Here is a 19,653-nt window from a genome sequence, read left to right as displayed (position 1 = left end):
TGCCCGACGAAGATCACGCGTACGGCACTGGTTCCCGCCGCAGTCGTCACTCAACCGAGGAAGCTTCACCCGATCAGCAGCCGAGGCGTCGCAGACGGTCAATGGAGGACTCGGGCGGGGTCAGCGTCTCGGACCTGGTCAAGCGGCATACCCGTACCGACCTGCCGATTCCTCAGACGACCGCGGTAGCACCGGCGCCGGAACAGCCGCGAGCCCCGCAGCGGGCCGCGCGCTCGGCCGACCCTGTGCAGCCGCCGGCTCCGTCGCGCCGGGCCGCCCAGCCGCGCATGCAGGCGCCTCCGCCGCCCGCGCCGCCGGCCGAGCCACAGCCGCGCGCCGACCGCCCGGAGCAGCGCTCCGCGCAGATGCCGCGCCCTGAGCTGCCCAGCCGGCCCCGGCCCATGCCGCAGCCGCCGCAGGAACCACGCGCCCCACGCAGCAACAGCTTCCCGAACGCCCGTAGCGACAGCTTCCCCAACGGAAGACCGCAAAACGGACAACCTTCCGGTGCGATGCCGTCCGCGCAAGCATCGGGTGCATATCAGGTCCCGCCGCCGCCCCGTGGGCACTCGTCGGGTCCGCGGCCGGTTCCGCAGCCCTCGGCGTCCATGCCGCGGCCGCCGCGCCCGCCGAACGGGCGTGCACCGGGCCAGGAGTCCGTCCAGCTGCCGATCCCACCGGCGAACGGTCAGTCGTCGGCCCAGCTGCCGATGAACGGCCAGGCGCCGCACCAGCTGTCCCAGCAGCTGCCGATCCCGCCGGCGAACGGGCAGGCCTCCGGCCAGATGCCGATCGCGCCCGGCCAGGCCTCCGCCAGGTTGCCGATCCCGCCGGTGAACGGTCAGGCCTCCGGTCACATGCCGGTGCCCCCGGTGAACGGCCAGCCTTCGGGTCAGATGCCGGTCACCCGTGCGCCCGGTCAGGCGTCCGTGCAGCTGCCGGTCCCGCCCGCGGTGGAGAAGACCCAGTTCGCCTCGGCCGTGCCGCCGCCGAACCAGCAGACCGGTGCGAACCCGGTCCCGCCCGCGTTGCGCGCCCAGCCCGACGCCGAGCGGCCCGCGCCGCCGGAGCGCCCGGCCCCGCCGGACCGCCGCAAGCCGGTGGCCCCGCGCCGCGACGACATCAGCATGACCACCGAGATGGAGGCCATCTCGGAGAGCGTGCAGGAGATCCGCCGGGTCGACGCGACCCTGGCCCGGTTCTCCGCGGTCCATGACGAGCTCGCCGAAGAGGAACGACTAAAGAAGGAAAAGCGCGAGCGCTTGATGCCGTGGCTAAAAGCCGAAAGCGAGGGCGGAGAAGAGCCTGACGCCCTCGCGGAAGACCAGGCAGCAGGCACCTTTGACGAAGAGCTGATGGCTCAGGAGACGGTTCTCACCGAACCGGCTCCCAGAAAGAAGTCCACGAAGCGGCGTCCACCGCCGCGCAGGGTCGCACTGGCCGGGCGGATCTCCAGCGCCGCCCTGGCCCTGATCGTGCTCGTGGCCACCGGGTACGCCTGGAAGGTCATGAACCTCGACGGCCAGGCCCGGCAGGTGGACGCGCTCGACCCGAACTCGGCCGCGATCGCCGACGCCCCGGCGCAGCTGGGCGACGAGAACTTCCTGATGGTCGGCTCGGACACCCGGGAGGGCGCCGACGCCGAGGATGGCGTGGGGACCGCCGACAGCGTGCCGGGCGCCCGGTCGGACACGATCATGATCGCGCACATCCCGAAGGACCGGAAACGCGTGGTCATGGTCTCCTTCCCGCGGGACCTGGAGATCCAGCGCCCGGAGTGCGATCGGTACGACTCCAAGACCGGCAAGTACACCGGCGAGAAGGTCAAGCCGTCGGCCAACCAGAAGATCAACACGGCGTTCCAGGTCGGCGGCCCGAAGTGTGTGACCAAGGTCATCCAGACGCTGACCGGGCTGCGGATCAACCATTTCGTCGGCATCGACTTCAACGGTTTCAAGGAGATGGTCGACGCCGTGCAAGGCGTCGAGGTGTGCGTCGAGCAGCCGATGTACGACACCGAGCTGAAGACCTGGATCGTGCAGACCCCCGGCCAGAACGTGAAGCTGGAGGGTGACGCGGCGCTGAACTTCGTGCGCGCCAGGCACGTCAAGATCAGCCCCACCTCCAAGCAGGGCGACCCGACCTCCGACTACGGCCGGATCAAGCGCCAGCAGCGGTTCCTGTCCTCGTTGCTGCGCAAGGCGATGTCCAGCCAAGTGCTGCTGAACCCGGGCAAGCTCAGCGACTTCATGCAGGCGTTCGGCAAGGCCACCTTCGGCGACGGCATCGCGACCAACGACATGATCACGCTCGGCCGGTCGCTGCAGAACGTCGGCGCGGGCAAGGTCCTGTTCATCACGGTGCCCACGGTCGGCGTGTCGAACAAGCGCGGCAACGAGGAACTTCGCGAGAAGGACAACAAGAACCTGTTCACCGCCATCATCAACGAGCAGCAGCTGCCCGGTGAGCAGCCCGACGGCAGCGGCCCGGAGGGGCAGGCGCAGAACAAGCCGCCGGACTCGTTGAAGCAGCAGGGACCGGTCGACCCGAAGAACGTCAAGATCCAGGTGCTCAACGCGGGTGCGGGCGACGGCAAGGCCGGGCCGGCCGCCAACGCGTTGCGCAGCCAGGGTTTCCAGATCATGCGCACCGACAACAGCGGGGAGAAGCTGCCTGCCACCGTGGTTCGCTACGGCTCGAACGAGGCGGCCGCACAGCTGGTGGCCTCGACCATCGCCGGTTCCCAGGTGCAGAAGGACGACTCGCTCGGCGGCGCGGTCATCCTGTTGCTGGGCCAGAACTACAACGGCAAGGTCAACCCGGCCAAACAGGGCGGCGGCGCGCCGGACGCGGGCCAGCCACCCGCCGCGAACCAACCCCCGGCGAACACCACCCCACTGCCAGGTGATCTGTCGACCGTCAACGCGGGCGACACGAAGTGCGCCTAAGTGTTGACTCCGGTTCACTCACGGTTCACTTCTCGATTCGGTAAGAAAGGACAGCGGGACGTAGGCTGGCGCCCATGCGTGAGGCCTACCGTGACCAGCTCGGTCAGCTCGCCGACCAACTGGCAGACATGTGTTCCATGGTCGGCGACGCGATGTCGCTCGCCACTCGATCGTTGCTCGAGGCCGATCTGGCGCTCGCCGAGCAGGTGATCGGTGATGACGTGAAGGTCGACGACGCGCGGTCCAAGACCGAGGAGGACGCCTACGCCCTCCTCGCCCTGCAGGCCCCCGTCGCGACCGATCTGCGGACCGTGCTCGCGGTGATCCACGCCGCGGAAAGCCTGGAGCGGATGGGCGACCTGGCCCTGCACGTGGCCAAGGCCGCGCGCCGCCGCCACCCCAACCACGTGCTGCCCGAGTCCGTCGCGCCGTACTTCGCCGAGATGGGCAAGGTCGCCTGCAAGATGGCGGCCAAGGCGGAACAGGTGATCCGTACCCAGGACATCAAGCTCGCGCGGGAGCTCGACGAGACCGACGACGAGATGGACGACCTGCACCAGCACCTGTTCACCGTGCTGATGGACCGCGAGTGGCCATACGGTGTAGCGGCGGCGGTGGACGTCACCTTGCTGGGGCGGTTCTACGAGCGGTTCGCCGATCACGCTGTTTCGGTCGCGAACCGGGTGGTTTTCGTGGTGACTGGCCGGATGCCGGGATACGGCACCGACGAACTCTGAGTTCGCGCGGAGGCGGCGCGCGGTTTCGATGTGGTGTGGGGGCCCCGCACAAAATCGAACCGCGCGAGCTAACCCTGCACCGAAGCGATCAAGTCCTCCAGCTGCCCGATCAACCGGATGGTGTCAGCGGGCGCGAAGGTTCCGCCGCCGGACTCGGGATGAGCCTGGGCCATATACCGGCCCTCCTCAGTGTCCAGCCAAGAAAGCCCAGGAGCACGAGTCTCCTTACCCCGACCATCCACAGCGGACACAACGAAGTACCCCGCCCCAGTCCGAGGCTTACGCAACATCTCCTGCGCCGCAACAAGCTGCGCCTGCGAGGTCGTCCGCGCAGGCCGCAGCGGACGACTGAACCCCTGGTGCTCCTCAGTCTTCTCAACCGGTTTGGGCGCGGCGATCGTCACCGATTGCCCATGCCCAGGACGCAACCGCGGCAGCAGACTCACGGCGGTACGCGCCAAGGACTCCGGACGGACGAACTCGAACCGGAACATCTGCCCTTCCTGCATCACCAGCAGACCGCGTTCCCCGTCCGTGCAAACCCGCGCGTACAAACCACTCTCGTCGTCCAGGGTACCCATCACCGCGATCGCCACGCGATACCGCGACATCAGCCGCAACGCATCGGCCACATCCGGGTCCAGACGCTCCTCACGCACCAGCCCCCGGCGGCTCAGGTCGGCGAACACCGCCTGCGCGATCCGCACCCGGTCCTCCACGAAGTCCCCGATCCCGGCCATCTGGAACGGGTACCTCCGCGGGTCCACGCCGAGGGCCTCGGCCAGGATGTCCACCGCGGCCAAGGAAAGCGTGAAGGTGTCGGTCATCCGCCGATCACCGGCGGGATGGAGTCATCGCCCGGGTCGGTGGCGTAGTGCGCGGCGGTCGCGCCACCAGGCGGTGTCGAGAGGTCCACATTCCTTGCGCCGCTGTCCATTCCGGCACCGACGGCGAACCCGCCCGCCATCGGCATGGCAGCCGTGGACTGCGGTGGGGTGTCCACCGGTTTGTGGTCGGGGCTTCGGTCCGGAATGGACGTTGAGGACGACGACGGCGCCGCTGACTGCGGGGAAGTGCTTCCGCCTTGGGATACCGGGGAATCGTGCGACACCCGGGGCAAAGGCGGCAAAGCCGACCGGGTGGGCGCGTCACCGGTCATGGTCGGTGGCGGGGCGAACGCGGGCATGAGGGCCGCCTCGGCGAGCGCGTTGTCGTAGTTGGACACGACTTCGGCGGCACGGCGTTGCGCGGCCTGTTGCGCCGCATAGGCCTCCATGTGCGCCGCGTACCGGCTCAGCAGCAACACGGGGTCCGTGATGCTGCGCAGCTCGGCGTTGGCCGCGTCCACATCGAACGGGACCGGTTCCGGCATCGCGTTCCGAGCCGTGGCAAGAGCTTCCGAGTGTTTGGCGGCCTGCGTGCCGGCCAGCTGGGCGCCCCGGCCGGCCTGACCGATCCACACCCCGAGCCCGGCGATGAACCCGCGGGCCAGCTCACCGGCCGCGCCCTGCCACTCGCCCCGGCTCGCGTTCACCGCACCGGCCACGTCGTCCTGGAACTGCGCCAGCCGCGTCCCCGCCTCCCGCCAGGCCTCGGCCAGCGTGCCGACCTGCTCCGGGTCGACGTCGCTGGTCACCATGGCCTTCAGCGTCGGGTGGTCCAGGTTCTCGTAGAGGGCGCCGGACGGGACCGGGGCGACCCTGGTGTCCGCACCGGGCACGCCGGCCGGCGCGCTGGTGCCGCCTCGAGCGGCGATCCTGGAGATCATGTCGCTGATCCGGGGGCCCAGGTCGTCGGCGTTCGGCATGGCCACCTCTCCATCTTCAAGGGGCAGGTCAGCGGCGGAACGAACCCGCGACGCTGTGCTCGTTCTGCCGGTAGTTGGCCATCGCCTGCTGGACGCCGTCCTCGGCCTCGTCCAGCACGCCCCGCAGCCGCAGCAGCTGCGGCAGGAACCCCTGCTGGTCACAGGCGACCTGCTGGACGAACGGCGACATCGCGCGGGCGCCGTAGCTGCCGCCGAGCGCGGGCCGCTGGTCGATCTCGCCGGTCTTGGCGGCGGACAGGAAGTCGCGCAGCATCCGGATCACCGACAACAGGGCGGTGCCGCCCTGGTCGCTCACCGCGAAATGCCCGGACTGCGCGTTCTCCTTGAAGTTCTTCATGTTTTCCAGCATTTGATCCATGGCGTTGCGCGCTGGATCGTTCCATGCGCCGGGAACTGTGGAATCGCCATCGTCGTACATGAGGACCCCTCGGAGTTCGCACCGGACCTGACCGCACGGTACCAACCGACCACCGAGCGTGTCCCTAGTGCCGTGGGCTTTCCACCCACTTGGTCCTTACCTGAGAGCGGTCCGTGACCATCTCTGCCAGCGAAAACCGTCATTCACCCACCGATAGTGCACTTGGCGCAGCCAAAAAGCACCCACCTGGGCGTCACCCTTCGGCCGGCCAGAACGTCAAAAGGCGAAACCCGGGCTCGAGGGCCCGGGTTTCGCGACACGCACGGCGAGAATCAGCCGAACCGGCCGGAGATGTAGTCCTCGGTCGCCTTCTCACTCGGGTTGGAGAAGATCTTCTCGGTGTCGTCCAGCTCGATCAGCCTGCCCGGCTGGCCGACGCCCGGGAGGTTGAAGAACCCGGTCTGGTCGCTCACCCGCGCGGCCTGCTGCATGTTGTGGGTGACGATGACGATCGTGTAGTCCTTCTTCAGCTCGGTGATCAGGTCCTCGATCGCCAGCGTGGAGATCGGGTCCAGGGCCGAGCACGGCTCGTCCATCAGCAGCACGTCCGGCTGCACCGCGATGGCGCGCGCGATGCACAGACGCTGCTGCTGACCGCCGGACAGGCCGCCGCCGGGGCGGTTGAGGCGGTCCTTGACCTCGGTCCACAGGTTCGCGCCGCGCAGGGCGCGCTCGGCGACCTCGTCGAGGCGCTTCTTGTCCTTCACACCGGCCAGCTTCAGCCCGGCCACCACGTTGTCCCGGATGGACATGGTGGGGAACGGGTTGGGGCGCTGGAACACCATGCCGATCGTCCGGCGGACCGACACGGGGTCCACAGTGGACCCGTAGATGTCCTCGCCGTCCAGCAGCACCTGGCCCTCGGCGCGGGCGCCGGGGATCACCTCGTGCATCCGGTTGAGCGAACGCAGCACAGTGGACTTGCCACAGCCGGACGGCCCGATGAACGCGGTGACGTTCCGCGGCGGCACGGACAGCGTCACGCTGTCCACCGCGTGGAACTTGCCGTAGAACAGGTTCAGGTCTTTGACGTCGATGCGCTTGGCCATGGCCGCCTCACTTGCTCTTTACTGCAGTCAGCCGCGAGATGAGGGTCGCGAGCAGGTTGATGACGGTGATGATCAGGATCAGGGTGACCGCCGCACCCCACACCCGCGCCTCGCCGATGTCGTTGATGGTGAGCCGTTCCGAGTTCATGAACAAGGGCAGCGAGGCCATGTTCCCGCCGAACGGGTCGTAGTTGATGAACTGCGTGTAGCCCACCAGGATCAGCACCGGCGCCGTCTCGCCCATGACACGGGCGATGGCCAGCATGATGCCGGTGATGATGCCGGACAACGCGGTCGGCACGACGATCTTGACGATCGTCTTCCACTTCGGGATGCCCAGCGCGTAGGAGGCCTCGCGCAGCTCGTCCGGCACGATCTTGAGCAGCTCCTCGGTGGTGCGCACGACCACCGGGATCATCAGCATCACCAGCGCCAGCGACACCGCGAAGGCGCTGCGCGGCAGGCCGAACGTGGTCACCCACAGGGCGTAGATGAACAGCGCGGCCACGATCGACGGCACACCCGACAGGATGTCCACGGTGAACGTGATCGCCTTGGCCAGCCGCGAGCGGCGCCCGTACTCCACCAGGTAGATGGCCACCATCAGGGCGATCGGCACCGCGATCACCGCGCACATCAGGGCCTGGATCAGCGTGCCGTAGATGGCGTGGTAGACACCGCCGCCCGCCTGGCGGCCGGTCAGGCCCGCCAGCGACTTCTGCCACCAGTTGGAGTTCAGCACATGGGTGAACCCCTTCTGCAACACGGTGACCAGCAGCCACACCAGCGGGGCGACGGCGATCACGAAAGCGCTGACCATGAGCACGGTCGCGATCGTGTTCTTGGTCCGGCGGCCGGCGCTGATCTGCTGGAACGCGGGCGTGGTCGCCGGGCGTTCCAGGTCGGACGCGGGGGCGCTCACTCGTACTCCTTCTTGCCCACGATGAACGACCGGGCGATCGCGTTCACCACGAACGTCAGCAGGAACAGCACGAGGCCGGCGGCGATGTAGGCACCGGCGCTCTTCGGGTCGTTGAACTCCGCGGCGGCGCGGGCGATCTTCGAGGCGATGGTGTCACCGCCGTCGAACAGGCTCCAGCCGAAGTTCTTGTCCGTGGTGGCCAGGATGATCAGCAACGCGATGGTCTCGCCGAGGGCGCGGCCCAGGCCCAGCATGGAGGCGCTGATGTAGCCGGCCTTGCCGAACGGCAGCACCGTGGTGCGGATGACCTCCCACCGGGTGGCGCCCAGCGCCAGCGCGCCCTCGATCTGCATCGGGGGCGTGCGTTCGAACACCTCGCGGGTGATCGCGGTGATGATCGGCAGCAGCATGACCGCCAGCACGATCGCAGCGGTGAAGATGGTCTGGCCGATGCCGCGGCTGACGTTGCCGGTGGCGAAGATCGGGATGAACCCGAGCGCGTCGTTGAGCCAGCCGGTGATCGGGTCGAGCGCGGGCGCCAGCACGATCGCGCCCCACAGGCCGTAGATGATCGAGGGGACCGCGGCCAGCAGGTCGATGATGTAGGCGAACGGCCGGGCCAGCCGCTTGGGCGCGTACTGGGTCAGGAACAGCGCGATGCCGAGCGAGATCGGCATCGCGATGACCAGCGCGAACAGCGAGCTGAACACCGTGACCAGCAACAGGTCCAGCACACCGAACGAGAGGTTGTTCGGGTCGCCGGCCACCCACTGGCGGGAGAACAGGAAGCTGGCCTTGTTCGCGGCCAGCGAGGGGATCGCCTGGGCCAGCAGGAAGGCACCGATCGCCACGATCATGACGACGATGAGGATGCCGGACCCCGTGGCCAGGCCGCTGAAGATGCGGTCGCCGGCGCGGGTCACCGTCTTGCTGCCGCCGGCCGGGCCGGGATCTTGAGGTCTCGCTGGAATCGGAGCCTCCGTCGGGGGTTCGGTCGCCGAACCGCCCCGCCGCGCACCAGGGTCACTGGTGGCGACGGGGCGTGGAGACCTCTTCTGGATCTCACTCATGGCGAATAGTGCCAGCCCTTACTCGGTCAGGCGATCGCCTTGACGGCGGTCAGGATCTTGCCCTGGAACTCCGAGGGCAGCGGGACGTAGCCGGCGTCGGCCAGCTGGGCCTGGGCGTCGGTGGCGGCGACGGTCAGGAAGGCCTTGACGGCCTTCGTGGTGTCGGCGTCGTAGCCCTTGGAGCAGACGATCTCGTAGGTGGCCAGGACCAGCGGGTAGGCACCGGCCTCCTTGGAGGCGTACAGGGCCTTCAGGTCCAGCCGCAGGTCGTTGCCCTCACCGGAGACCTTGGCGTTCTTGATCGCCGTGGCGGCCGAGTCGGCGGTCAGCTCCACCGCGCCGGCACCGCTGTCCAGCTTGGCCATCTTGAGCTTCTTGTCCTGGGCGAAGGACCACTCGATGTAGCCGATGGTGCCGTCGGCGGCGTTGATGGCGTCCGCCACACCGGCCGAACCCTGCGCCCCCTGGCCGACGCCACCGGCGAACTTCTTGCCGGCGCCCTTGGTCCAGGAGCTCGGCGCGGCAGCGCCCAGGTAGGTCTGGAAGTTGTCGGTCGTGCCCGACTCGTCACCGCGGTAGACGACGGTGATCGGCTTCGAGGGCAGCGCCTTGCCGCCGTTGGCGGTGGTGATGGCCGCGTCGTCCCAGGTCTTGATCGCGCCGGAGAAGATCTTGGCGGTCACGTCCGGGGTCAGGGTGACGCTGTCGGCACCCTCGAGCTTGTAGGAGATGGCCACCGGGCCGAACACCATCGGCAGGTTCCAGGCCGGGTTGTCCTTGCAGCGCTTGGCGGCCGCGTCGACCTCGCCCTTGTCCTTGTTCAGCGGGGAGTCCGAGCCGCCGATGTCGCTGACGCCACCGTTGAACTGCTTCACGCCGTTGCCGGAGCCGGACGGCGTGTAGGCCAGCTGCTGGCCGGAGCACTTGGCGCCGTAGGCCTGGATGAACAGGTCCATCGCGCCCTTCTGGGCGCTGGAGCCCTCGGCGACCAGGCTCTTCTTGCCGCCGCAGTCCACCGATGCCGTCTGAGTCGGCGCGGCCGCGGCCCCGGTGCTGCTGCTACCGCCCGCCGGGGTGTTCGTGTCCGATCCACACGCGGTGAGCGCCAGCGCGCCGGCCGCGATGAAGCCGACCACGGCAAAGTGCCGCTTGATCTTCACCTGTTCCTCCAGTCGAGGAGTTTTCGTCCGTTTCGCGACGAGCTCGCCGCTCGGACGGGACGCTAGGCAGCGCGTTGGAACGACTGGCCCTGTAGAGGTGAACGACAGGTGAACAAGGCACCCATTGTGAGCAGGGCTACCCCATTGGAACGACCCCGTTACCAGACCGCGACCTGGGAGTTTGCCCAGAGTAGCGACCTCGACACTGATTACCGTTCGTATTGGACGCCGACATCCAGCAAGGTGAACCCGAGTTTGCGGTAAACGGCTATAGCCGGTGAATTGTCGCTTTCGACATAAAGCATGATCGACGGCACTTCGCGGGCGGCGAGATAACGCAGCCCGGCCAGTGTCAGAGACTTGCCGAGGCCGCCGCCCTGCGCGTCCGGGTCGACGCCGACGACGTACACCTCACCCGTTCCGTCCGGGTGCACCTTGGTCCAGTGGAATCCCAGGAGCTTGTCCTGCGCGTCCACGGCCAGCAAGAAGCCCGTGGGGTCGAACCAGGCCTCTTTCTCGGTCTCCAGCACGTCCTGGACGCTCAGCCGGCCCTGTTCGGGATGCCAGGAGAAGGCACGCGCGTTGACCGCGACCACTGCCTCCTCGTCCTGCCCAGGGACGAAGGTCCGCTCTCTAACACCGTTAGGGAACACGGGTTCGGCGAAGTCCCGCGGCAGGTCGAGACCCATCCGGTGCAGTTCACGGACCCGCTTGAAGCCGAACTTCCGCGCCAGGTGAGCGGCGGCGGGGTCGTCGTGGTGCGACCACACGCGCAACGGCCGCGCCCGGTCGGCAAGCGCTTGCAGCAGCCGTCCGCCGATGCCCTGGTTGCGGGACTCGGGACGAACCACCAGCTCAGCGACCTGGTTGCCGAACGAGTCACCAGCCGGGTCGAGGTGCGCATAGCCGACGACAGCGACAACACCGTCGTCCACGGCTACCAGGTGCACGCCGCCCTTGGGCAGGTCGTCGCCGAACACCTCACGGGCCTGGGCGGCCTCGTCCTCCGGCAGGGCGTCCCGCCAGCGCAGTTCGATCACACCTACTACTGAACCACGTCCAGGCTCACGGTCTCGGCCCGCTGCTGCGCCGGGATGGCTCCTTTGGGCGGCTGGACGAACTTGTAGCCGACGTTGCGCACGGTGCCGATCATCTGCTCGTGCTCGATGCCGAGCTTGGCGCGCAGCCGCCGGACGTGTACGTCGACCGTGCGGGTGCCGCCGAAGAAGTCGTAGCCCCAGACCTCCTGCAGCAGCTGCGCGCGGGTGAAGACCCGGCCCGCGTGCTGGGCGAGGTACTTGAGCAGCTCGAACTCCTTGTAGGTGAGGTCGAGCGGGCGGCCGCGCAGCCGCGCCATGTAGGTGGCCTCGTCGATGACCAGCTCACCGAGCCGGATGGCGCCGTCGTTGCCGGTGGCCGCCGGGTTGCCGCGGGTGGTCAGCAGCCGCAGCCGGGTGTCCACCTCGGCCGGGCCCGCGGTCGGCAGCAGGATCTCGTCGACCCGCCAGTCCGAGGTCACGGCCACCAGGCCGCCCTCGTTGACGATGGCGATGACCGGGCCGGAGTCGCCGCCGCTGGCCAGCAGCCGGCACAGGCTCTTCGCCCCGGCGAGGTCGGTCCGGGCGTCGACCAGCACCGCGTCCCGGGAACCGGCCTCGAGCAGCGCTGTCACCTCCGGGGCCTGGGTCCGGACGGCGTGCGGCAGCAGCATCAGCGAGGGCAGCACCGAACCCGGTTCCGGGTCCGACGTCAGCAGCAGCAGGTCAAGGGCCACGGGCCACCGCCTCTCGTGGGTTGTGCAACGCGGTTGTCCAGGAGAATAGCTAGCGTGGCTCAGAAATCGCCTTTCCGTAACACGCGGTTCACACACGTGGGCCAACTCACCCAGGATGGCGTAGCGCTGGACGGCTTCCACTGCGCTCCGTATTCACCCGCTGACCTGGGAGTAGTTCTGGCGCACGGGTTCTGCAACAGTGTTTCGACCGTGTCGTTTCGGCGCATTGCCTCACGGTTGGGCGTGCAAGCGGGGATCGTCGCGCTGAGCTTCCGGGGGCACGGCCGGTCCGGTGGCCGCAGTTCGGTGGGGCCGGCGGAGGTAAACGATCTGGCCGCCGGGGTACACCTGGCTCGTGAACTGGGCTACCGGAAGATCGCCACGGTCGGGTTCTCGATGGGCGCGGCCGTGACCCTGCTGCACGCGTCCCAGCATGTGGTCGACGCCGTCGTCTCGGTGAGCTCGCCGTCGCGCTGGTACATCCGCCAGACCCCGGCCATGCGGCGGCTGCACTGGCTGGTGGAGGCCCCGCTCGGCCGCCGGCTCGCCCCTGTCCTGGGCGTGCGATTAGGCGAGCCGTGGGCCACGATCCCGGTCAGCCCGGTCGAGGTGGTGCACCGGATCGGGGCCCCGTTGCTGCTCGTGCACGGCGAGCGGGATCATTACTTCCCGGCCGAGCATGGGCTGGCCCTCGAACGCGCCGCTGGGGAGCGCGCCGAGCTGTGGCTGGAGCCCGGAATGGGGCATGCCGAGTCGGGCGTGACACCCGATCTGGTAGACCGGATCGGCACATGGCTCAACCGGACGTGCATCCAGACGTCCATGCAACAAACCTCTACACGGGCGGTGGCATGTCGACAGTGACGAATACGGCACGACCCCAGCGGGCCGGAAAGCCCAAGCGGTCTCGGACGCGTCCGCTCGTCATCACCCTCGTGGTGCTGCTCGCGCTGCTGGTGGGCGCGGACTTCGGCGCCGCGGCGATCGCGGAGTACCAGGTGTCCAAGCGGGCCAAGTCCGCGTTCAACCTGGCCGACGACCCCGCGGTGACGATCAACGGGTTCCCGTTCCTCACCCAGGCCATCGGTGGTGACTACAGCCACATCACGGTGGACGCCAAGGGCGTGCCGATCAAGGACATCCTCAAGGACGTCGAGATCCACGCCGACCTGCGCGACGTCACCGCGCCGCTGTCCGACCTGCTGGCCGGCAAGACCGACTCCATCGTGGTCAAGGAGATGGAGGCGCAGGTCCGGGTCAAGGAGGCGGACTTCAACCGGGCGCTGAAGGCCAACAACCAGCGGGTGCAGACCGGCGACATCACCAACGTGACCATCGCCCCGGCGAGCAAGCAGCGGGTCAACTCGACGACGAACACCGACGAGGACTGGACCGACGCGGACGAGAAGGCCGAGCAGGAGGCCCTCAAGGCCGAGGCCGAGACGGAGAGCACCACCACCGGCGTGCGGCTGGGCGCGACCGTGGACATCGCCGGGCGCAAGATCGACCTGGCCGTGTACGCGCTGGTCAACCTGGTCAACAACAAGATCGAGCTGGCCGCCAAGCGGATCGAGATCGGCGGCTCGGCCGGGTCCACACCGCTGGCCCCGATCCTGCAGAACCAGCTGCTGTCGAAGTTCTCGCCTACCCTGGACCCAGGCAAGCTCCCGGTGGCGATCACGCCGACCGCCGTGCTGGTGGAGCCCGGTTCGATCTCGCTGAAGGGCAAGGCGCAGAACGTGAAGCTGAACTCGGTGTCCGGTTGACATGGCTCTGACCGCTGTCCTGGTCCTGGTGGGGACCCTCGCGCTGGCGACCGCCTTCGGGCTGGTCTGGCGCGCCCGCCAGGGCCGGGTCCGCGCGGCGAGGAGTTCCGCTCTGCCCGCTGAGCTGCGGGAGCTCGTCGATCCGTCGAGCGCGGTGACCCTGCTGCAGATCTCCACCACCTTCTGCGCGCCCTGCCGGCACACCCGGGTCCTGCTGTCCGACCTCGCGGGCAAGACCGACGGCCTGCAGCACGTCGACTACGACGTGACCGACCATCCGCAGGTGGCCGCCTCGCTCGGGGTGCTGACCACGCCGACGACCCTCGCGGTGGACTCCCAGGGCGTCGAGATCATGCGCGTCGGCGGTGTCCCGAAGCGGGACACGCTGCTGGCGGCTTTGCGTCCACACCTGCCCTGATCGGGCGGTTTACCCCCGTACGGGTTACCCCGTCCAGGGCGCGTGCGGCCCCGTTCGTGACTTCCGGTGCTCCTCGGCGCCCCGAATCCACTTTGGCGCCCTTGCCACCCGCGGCCGTCAGCACGGTCCGTAGTGGACGCTCGCCCGGACGTCCTGAAAACCATCTTCAACAGCCTAACTTTTTCCTGGACAGGTGCGGGGAAAGGGAGCTGTTGTGCGCAGAGTGGTGTTGGCCCTTGTAGGTGTGCTCGGCGTGGCAGGCGCGCCGGTCACCCCGGCCGCGGTCGCCGGCCCGGCGGACGGCACCCTCACGGTCCGCGTGGTGCGGGACGTGAACGGCAACGGCGCCTACGAACCCGCGCTTGAGGTCGGCGTCGCAGGCATCCCGGTGGTCGTGACCGATCCTGGCGGGGCCACCGCCAAGGGCACGACCGGCGCGGACGGCGTCACCAAGATCGACCTCGGCCCGGTATCCGGCGGTGGCTACCGGGTCGAGGCGACCATCCCGGACTCCATGCCGTTCCTGCGGCCAGCACCCAGCGGGAACGGGCTGTCGCCGTTGACCGAGTTCGTGACCGGCGCCAACCCCAGCATCACGATGGGCGTGTGGAACCCGGCCGACTATTGCCAGGCCAACCCGTCGCTGGCGGTCGCCTGCCAGCGCAACACCTCGAAGGCGGGCGCCCAACCGGACGCGCGGTCGATCGTGACCGTGCCGTTCACCGCCCGCGGCACCCAGACAGGGACCGCGATCGCCAAGCAGGGTGAGACCGGGGCGTTGTTCGGGCTCGCGTATCGCAAGCAGGACAAGCGGTTGTTCTCCGCGGCGTTCGCCAAACGGCTGGCGCCCTACGGTCCCGGCGGTTCGGGCGCGATCTACGTGACCAAGTCCGGGGTGACGTCGTTGTTCGCCACCGTGCCCGAGGCGGGGAACACCCAGCACACCGACAACGACCTTACTTTCGGTGTGGCGCCGGGGAAGGAGAGCCTCGGGGACATCGAGGTCTCCGAGGACGGGACCGCGCTCTACGCCGTGAACATGGCGAACAAGACGCTGTACGTGTTCGACGCCACCGTGGCCACGGCGTCTGCTCCTGTTGCCTCGTATGCGATCCCAAGTCCTTGCGGCAACGACTGGCATCCCGCGGCTCTCGGCGGCCGTGATGGTGCCGTGTACGTCGGTGGGGTGTGCGGCGGGCAGGACCTCAAGGCCATTGTGCTGCCGTTCAAGAACGGCGCTTTCGGGACCGCGGTGCTGACCAAGCAGCTGGACGACCACTGGCACGCTTGGCTGGACGCGTTGCGGGATCAGCCTTCGTACCCGCAGCCGCTGTTGACGGACATCGGCGTTGAGAACGACGGCGATCTGATGCTGGCGTTCCGGGACCGGTACGGCGACCAGGCCGCTTCCGCTGTCACCGCGGGGGATCTGGTGCGCGCCTGCCGTCAGGCCGATGGGTCGTTCGGGTGGGACTGCCCGGCGAACCCATCGTTGTCGCTGGGCGGGTTGGCGCTTGTGCCTGGAGCGGACCGGATGCCCGCGACTGTGGTGGCGGACAAGGGTTCCGGGCTGGGCTGGCTGGACCGGATCTCCGGGGCCGTGCAGAACAACGTGGCCCAGCTGATGACCGAGGCCCAGGAGGGCTGGGTCAACGGGCTGGGCGACCTGGAGGCGTTGTGCGACATGGCGCCCGTGCAGCTCGGCAACCGGGTCTGGTTCGACGAGGACACCGACGGCGTCCAGGACGGTACCGAACCCGGCCTGCCCGGCGTGAAGGTCACCGCGACCCCGTGCGCCGGTGGGGCGGCTTTGCCCGCGAAGACCACCAACGCCAAGGGCGAGTACGCCTTCGGCACGGCGGACGGCCTCAAGCCCAACACCTGCTACAACCTGAAGTTCGACCATTCCTCGACGAACACCTCGGCGATGCCTGGCTCCCCACCAGGATCGTCGTTGAAGTGGACCATTCGCGGCGCCGGGCCGAACCGGAACGCCGACTCCGATGTGGACCCCGGCACCGGCCTGGCTTCGGTGACGCTGAACGCAGCTGGGACGGTGGAGAACAACGTCGACGCCGGACTTGTGGCTCCCACAAGCACTCTGGGCGACCTGGTGTGGGCGGACACCAACCGCAACGGCGTTCAGGACGCCGGTGAAGCGGGCGTTCCTGGCGTGAACGTCGTGCTGGGCAACCGGAAGACGGTGACCGGCGCCGATGGGCGGTACTCGTTCGACAAGCTGCCCGACGGCGTCTACCAGGTCTGCTTCGACCTGACCTCGTTGCCTGCCGGGTATCTGGTCTCGCCGCCGAACGTCGGTTCGGACACCGCGGACTCGGACGCCGATCCGAAGACCGGCTGCGTGCCGCAGGTGACCATGGGCGGCGCCAAGCACGAGGACCTCACGTTGGACCTCGGGCTGCGGCCGCCGAACAGCCTCGGTGACCTGGTGTGGAGCGACCTCAACCGCAACGGCGTCCAGGATCCGGACGAGCCGCCGGTGCCGGGGGTGACCGTGACCGTGGGTTCGCTGACCGCGGTGACCGGGCTGGATGGCAGGTACCTGTTCGACAAGCTGGCGGACGGCACCTACACGGTCTGCTTCGACCTCAGGACGTTGCCCGCCTCGTTCCTGGATTTCCAGGCCACCAAGCAGGGTTCCGGCGATGCGGCCCGCGACTCGGACATCGACCCGGAGACCGGCTGCGCCCCGCCGGTGACGCTTTCGGCCTCCTCGGCGGAGAACCTGAACGTGGACGCCGGTCTGGTGTCGCCGGTGAACCGGCTCGGCGACTTCGTCTGGAACGACACCAACCGCAACGGCCTGCAGGATCCCGGCGAGCACGGCATCGAAGGGGTACCGGTGACCGCCGGTTCGCTGAAGGCCGCCACCGGCCGCGATGGGCGGTACTCGTTCGAGGGCATGCCGGACGGCAAGTACACGGTGTGCTTCGGGCGGTACTCGGACTTCGGCTTCGCCACGCCGAAAACCGGCGACGACACCAAGGACTCCGACGCCGACCCGGTCACCGGGTGCGCGCCCGAGGTGACTTTGGGGCCGGGCAACCGGTCCGTGCGGTCGATCGACGCGGGTTTCGTGGCCCCGCCGAACAAGCTCGGCGACTTCGTGTGGAACGACGCCAACCGCAACGGTCTGCAGGACTCCGGTGAGAACGGCGTCTCCGGGGTCGCGGTCACCGCGGGGTCGTTGAAGACGCAGACCGGGTCCGACGGGCACTACTCGTTCGACGGGATTCCGGACGGCAAGTACACGGTGTGTTTCGCCGTGCCGAAGGAGTTCCAGATATCCCGGCCGAACGCCGGGGACGATGCCCTGGACTCGGACGTCGATCCTTCTTCCGGCTGCGCCGCCGAGGTCGTTCTCGGGCCGGGGAACCGTTCGGTGTTGAGCGTTGACGCTGGTCTGGCGCCTCCGGTGAACCGGCTCGGCGACACGGTGTGGAGTGACACCAACCGCAACAGCGTTCAGGACCCGGGTGAGCCGGGCGTTCCCGGGGTCGCGGTCAGCGCCGGTTCGCTGAGGACCGTGACCGGGCCGGACGGGAAGTACCTGTTCGAGGGCATGCCGGATGGGTCGTACCAGGTCTGTTTCGACCTGAAGACGTTGCCCGCCAAGTACTCCGTGGCTTCGCTGGACTCGGCTGGATGCGCTCCCCCGGTGCCGGTCGGCCCTGGACAGCGCGAGGTGCTGACTGTCGACATTGGACTGTTGGCACCGCCCAACAGCCTGGGCGACTTCGTCTGGAACGACCTGAACCACAACGGCCTGCAGGACTCCGGTGAGCCCGGTATCGCCGGGATCCCGGTCACCGCGGGGTCTTTGAAGACCGTCACCGGGGCCGATGGGCACTACTCGTTCCAGAACCTGGGCGACGGCTCGTACACGGTCTGCTTTGGCCGCAAGGACGATCTCCAGTTCGTCCGGCCGCACGGCGGGGATGACGCGCTCGACTCCGACGCCGACCCCGGTTCCGGTTGTGCGCCGGCGATCTCGTTGAACGGCGGGGCTGCCGTGACCGCGGTCGACGCGGGCATGACGGCGCCGGTCAACCGGGTCGGCGGGCTGGTGTCGCTGGGCAAGGCCGGTCTTGGCGGGGTGACGGTGATCGCCGGGCCGATGCAGACCATGACCGGGCCCGACGGCCGGTTCCTGATCGAGGGCCTGGCCGATGGCACGTACCAGGTGTGCTTCACGCCGCCGCTGGACTACCAGGTGGCCGGGTGCTCGGCGCCGGTCACCCTTGGCCCAGGGCAACGGGAGAACCTCGCCGTCGACACCACTCTCGTCGCACCGCCGAACAAGCTCGGCGACTTGGTGTGGCTGGACCGCAACCGCAACGGCCGCCCGGACACCGACGAGCCTGGCATCCCCGGGGTGTCGGTGACCGCTGGCGACTTGAAGACGGTGACCGGGGCGGATGGGCGGTACTCGTTCGACGCGGTGCCGGACGGGTCCTACCGGGTGTGCTTCGACCTGAAGATCCCGCAGTACCCGAACTACTTGCCGACCGTGTCCGACGACGGCTGCGCGGACACCGTGACCCTGGGTCCCGGCAAGCGCACCAACCTCGACGTCGACATGGGCATCCGCGCGCCGAACGCGCTCGGCAACTTCGTCTGGGCCGACACCAACCGCAACGGCCAGCAGGACCCCGGCGAGCCGGGCGTCGGCGGCGTGACCGTGACCCTGAACACGGGCCAGACGACCAAGACGGCCGACGATGGCACGTACATGTTCGAGAACCTGCCGGACGGCCTGTTCGTGGCCTGCTTCGACCGCAAGACCCTGCCCGCCCAGTACGCGGAGTACCAGCTCACCAAGGGCGTCGTCGACCAGGCTTCATGGTGCAGCCAGCCGACGCGGTTGTACGCGGGCAAGTACGAGGACCTGGGCGTGGACGCGGGCCTGGTCGAGCCGCGCAACCGGATCGGCGACCTGGTGTGGATCGACGCCAACCGGGACGGCCGCGCCGACGGCGAGTCCGGTGCGCCCAACGTCCCGGTGTTCCTGCGTGGACCGTCGGGCCAGGAGCTGGCGCGGACCACGACCGACCGGACCGGGCAGTACCTGTTCGACGACCTCGCCGACGGGACCTACCAGGTGTGCGTCCCGCACGACGTGAAGGGCTACTCGATCGGTTCGGGCGCGGACGCCGAGTCGGGCTGCACCAAGCAGCTCACCGTGGGCGCCACTGCGACCCGTGAACTCCTCACCGCCGACATCGCCCTGCTGCCACCCAAGGCCCTCGCCAAGACCGGCGCGTCCCTGGGCTGGCTGGTCACCGGCGGCGTCATGGTGCTGGCTCTCGGCCTGCTGCTTCTCCTCCACCTCCGCCGCCGTCGCATCTGACCGACTCTCGCCCCGTGAGTGGGTTCGGCCGTACAGACGGCCGAACCCACTCACGAGGGCTGACCTGGGGTTTTGGCGAGGATTCGGGCATCGGGAGGTCAGCCGCGGGTTGTCTCAGTAGGTGGACAGGCCTGCTCCGAAGGGTGGGATCGAGGTAGTCTCGGCTCGTGTATACGTTGCTGACCAGGCGCC

The 19,653-nt window shown here is 68.7% G+C and carries 15 protein-coding genes; 6 read left to right on the top strand and 9 right to left on the bottom strand.

The annotated features are described in order from the left end of the window. Window positions 1-608: 608 nt before the first annotated feature. Together AB0J95_RS06295 and phoU are read left to right on the top strand one after the other, a co-directional pair. Complete coding sequence (locus AB0J95_RS06295) at window positions 609-2,948, top strand: LCP family protein (protein WP_364753034.1); 2,340 nt, start codon at window positions 609-611, stop codon at window positions 2,946-2,948. 74 nt (window positions 2,949-3,022) lie between these two features. Next, a complete protein-coding gene (phoU, locus tag AB0J95_RS06290) occupies window positions 3,023-3,685 on the top strand; it encodes a phosphate signaling complex protein PhoU (RefSeq protein ID WP_364753031.1) in 663 nt (220 codons plus the stop codon). 68 nt (window positions 3,686-3,753) lie between these two features. On the opposite strand, the gene AB0J95_RS06285 is transcribed toward phoU, so the two are convergent. From AB0J95_RS06285 to AB0J95_RS06245, 9 genes are all read right to left on the bottom strand, one after another. Further along, window positions 3,754-4,512 (bottom strand): ESX secretion-associated protein EspG, encoded by a 759-nt coding sequence (locus tag AB0J95_RS06285; protein ID WP_364753029.1) that lies wholly within the window; start codon window positions 4,510-4,512, stop codon window positions 3,754-3,756. Continuing rightward, complete coding sequence (locus AB0J95_RS06280) at window positions 4,509-5,492, bottom strand: hypothetical protein (RefSeq protein WP_364753026.1); 984 nt, start codon at window positions 5,490-5,492, stop codon at window positions 4,509-4,511. The genes AB0J95_RS06285 and AB0J95_RS06280 overlap by 4 nt, the downstream gene beginning before the upstream one ends. A 28-nt stretch (window positions 5,493-5,520) precedes the next feature. After that, window positions 5,521-5,850 (bottom strand): hypothetical protein, encoded by a 330-nt coding sequence (locus tag AB0J95_RS06275; protein WP_364753024.1) that lies wholly within the window; start codon window positions 5,848-5,850, stop codon window positions 5,521-5,523. A 353-nt stretch (window positions 5,851-6,203) separates the two neighbouring features. After that, the gene (gene pstB / locus AB0J95_RS06270) at window positions 6,204-6,980 is read right to left on the bottom strand and encodes a phosphate ABC transporter ATP-binding protein PstB (protein WP_364753021.1); all 777 of its coding nucleotides are present in this window, start codon (window positions 6,978-6,980) and stop codon (window positions 6,204-6,206) included. 7 nt (window positions 6,981-6,987) lie between these two features. Beyond that, window positions 6,988-7,902, bottom strand: a complete 915-nt coding sequence (gene pstA / locus AB0J95_RS06265; RefSeq protein ID WP_364753018.1) for a phosphate ABC transporter permease PstA — start codon at window positions 7,900-7,902, stop codon at window positions 6,988-6,990. Beyond that, window positions 7,899-8,972 carry a phosphate ABC transporter permease subunit PstC gene (pstC, locus tag AB0J95_RS06260; RefSeq protein ID WP_364753016.1) on the bottom strand — a complete coding sequence of 358 codons (1,074 nt, stop codon included), beginning with the start codon at window positions 8,970-8,972 and terminating at the stop codon, window positions 7,899-7,901. Before pstC ends, pstA begins: the two co-directional genes overlap by 4 nt. 26 nt (window positions 8,973-8,998) lie before the next feature. Further along, window positions 8,999-10,132, bottom strand: a complete 1,134-nt coding sequence (pstS, locus tag AB0J95_RS06255; protein WP_364753013.1) for a phosphate ABC transporter substrate-binding protein PstS — start codon at window positions 10,130-10,132, stop codon at window positions 8,999-9,001. A gap of 209 nt (window positions 10,133-10,341) precedes the next feature. Then, a complete protein-coding gene (mshD, locus tag AB0J95_RS06250; protein WP_364753010.1) occupies window positions 10,342-11,172 on the bottom strand; it encodes a mycothiol synthase in 831 nt (276 codons plus the stop codon). Between the two features lie 5 nt (window positions 11,173-11,177). Next, the gene (locus AB0J95_RS06245) at window positions 11,178-11,906 is read right to left on the bottom strand and encodes a response regulator transcription factor (RefSeq protein WP_364753008.1); all 729 of its coding nucleotides are present in this window, start codon (window positions 11,904-11,906) and stop codon (window positions 11,178-11,180) included. Here AB0J95_RS06245 and AB0J95_RS06240 point away from each other — a divergent pair. From AB0J95_RS06240 to AB0J95_RS06225, 4 genes are all read left to right on the top strand, one after another. After that, window positions 11,829-12,770 (top strand): alpha/beta hydrolase, encoded by a 942-nt coding sequence (locus tag AB0J95_RS06240; RefSeq protein ID WP_364753005.1) that lies wholly within the window; start codon window positions 11,829-11,831, stop codon window positions 12,768-12,770. The two genes, AB0J95_RS06245 and AB0J95_RS06240, sit on opposite strands and share 78 nt — an antisense overlap. After that, window positions 12,758-13,672 carry a DUF2993 domain-containing protein gene (locus AB0J95_RS06235; RefSeq protein ID WP_364753003.1) on the top strand — a complete coding sequence of 305 codons (915 nt, stop codon included), beginning with the start codon at window positions 12,758-12,760 and terminating at the stop codon, window positions 13,670-13,672. Before AB0J95_RS06240 ends, AB0J95_RS06235 begins: the two co-directional genes overlap by 13 nt. 7 nt (window positions 13,673-13,679) lie before the next feature. Next, window positions 13,680-14,090: a thioredoxin family protein gene (locus AB0J95_RS06230; protein WP_364753527.1), complete on the top strand. Its 411-nt coding sequence runs from the start codon at window positions 13,680-13,682 to the stop codon at window positions 14,088-14,090. Between the two features lie 214 nt (window positions 14,091-14,304). Next, on the top strand, window positions 14,305-19,461 hold the full coding sequence (locus tag AB0J95_RS06225) for an SdrD B-like domain-containing protein (RefSeq protein WP_364753000.1): 5,157 nt from the start codon (window positions 14,305-14,307) through the stop codon (window positions 19,459-19,461). The last annotated feature ends 192 nt before the right edge of the window (window positions 19,462-19,653 follow it).

The sequence above is a fragment of the Actinocrispum sp. NPDC049592 genome (genome assembly GCF_040675465.1).
GTDB lineage: Bacteria > Actinomycetota > Actinomycetes > Mycobacteriales > Pseudonocardiaceae > Kibdelosporangium.
The sequence above is the reverse complement of the archived record's forward strand: the minus strand, read 5'-3'. Positions and strand labels throughout refer to the sequence as shown.

Coding starts and splice junctions, on each gene's coding strand:
- AB0J95_RS06295 (WP_364753034.1), top strand. CDS start 609: ATGCCGCGGCCGCCGCGCCCGCCGAACGGGCGTGCACCGGGCCAGGAG.
- phoU (WP_364753031.1), top strand. CDS start 3,023: ATGCGTGAGGCCTACCGTGACCAGCTCGGTCAGCTCGCCGACCAACTG.
- AB0J95_RS06285 (WP_364753029.1), bottom strand. CDS start 4,512: ATGACCGACACCTTCACGCTTTCCTTGGCCGCGGTGGACATCCTGGCC.
- AB0J95_RS06280 (WP_364753026.1), bottom strand. CDS start 5,492: ATGCCGAACGCCGACGACCTGGGCCCCCGGATCAGCGACATGATCTCC.
- AB0J95_RS06275 (WP_364753024.1), bottom strand. CDS start 5,850: ATGAAGAACTTCAAGGAGAACGCGCAGTCCGGGCATTTCGCGGTGAGC.
- pstB (WP_364753021.1), bottom strand. CDS start 6,980: ATGGCCAAGCGCATCGACGTCAAAGACCTGAACCTGTTCTACGGCAAG.
- pstC (WP_364753016.1), bottom strand. CDS start 8,972: ATGAGTGAGATCCAGAAGAGGTCTCCACGCCCCGTCGCCACCAGTGAC.
- AB0J95_RS06235 (WP_364753003.1), top strand. CDS start 12,758: ATGTCGACAGTGACGAATACGGCACGACCCCAGCGGGCCGGAAAGCCC.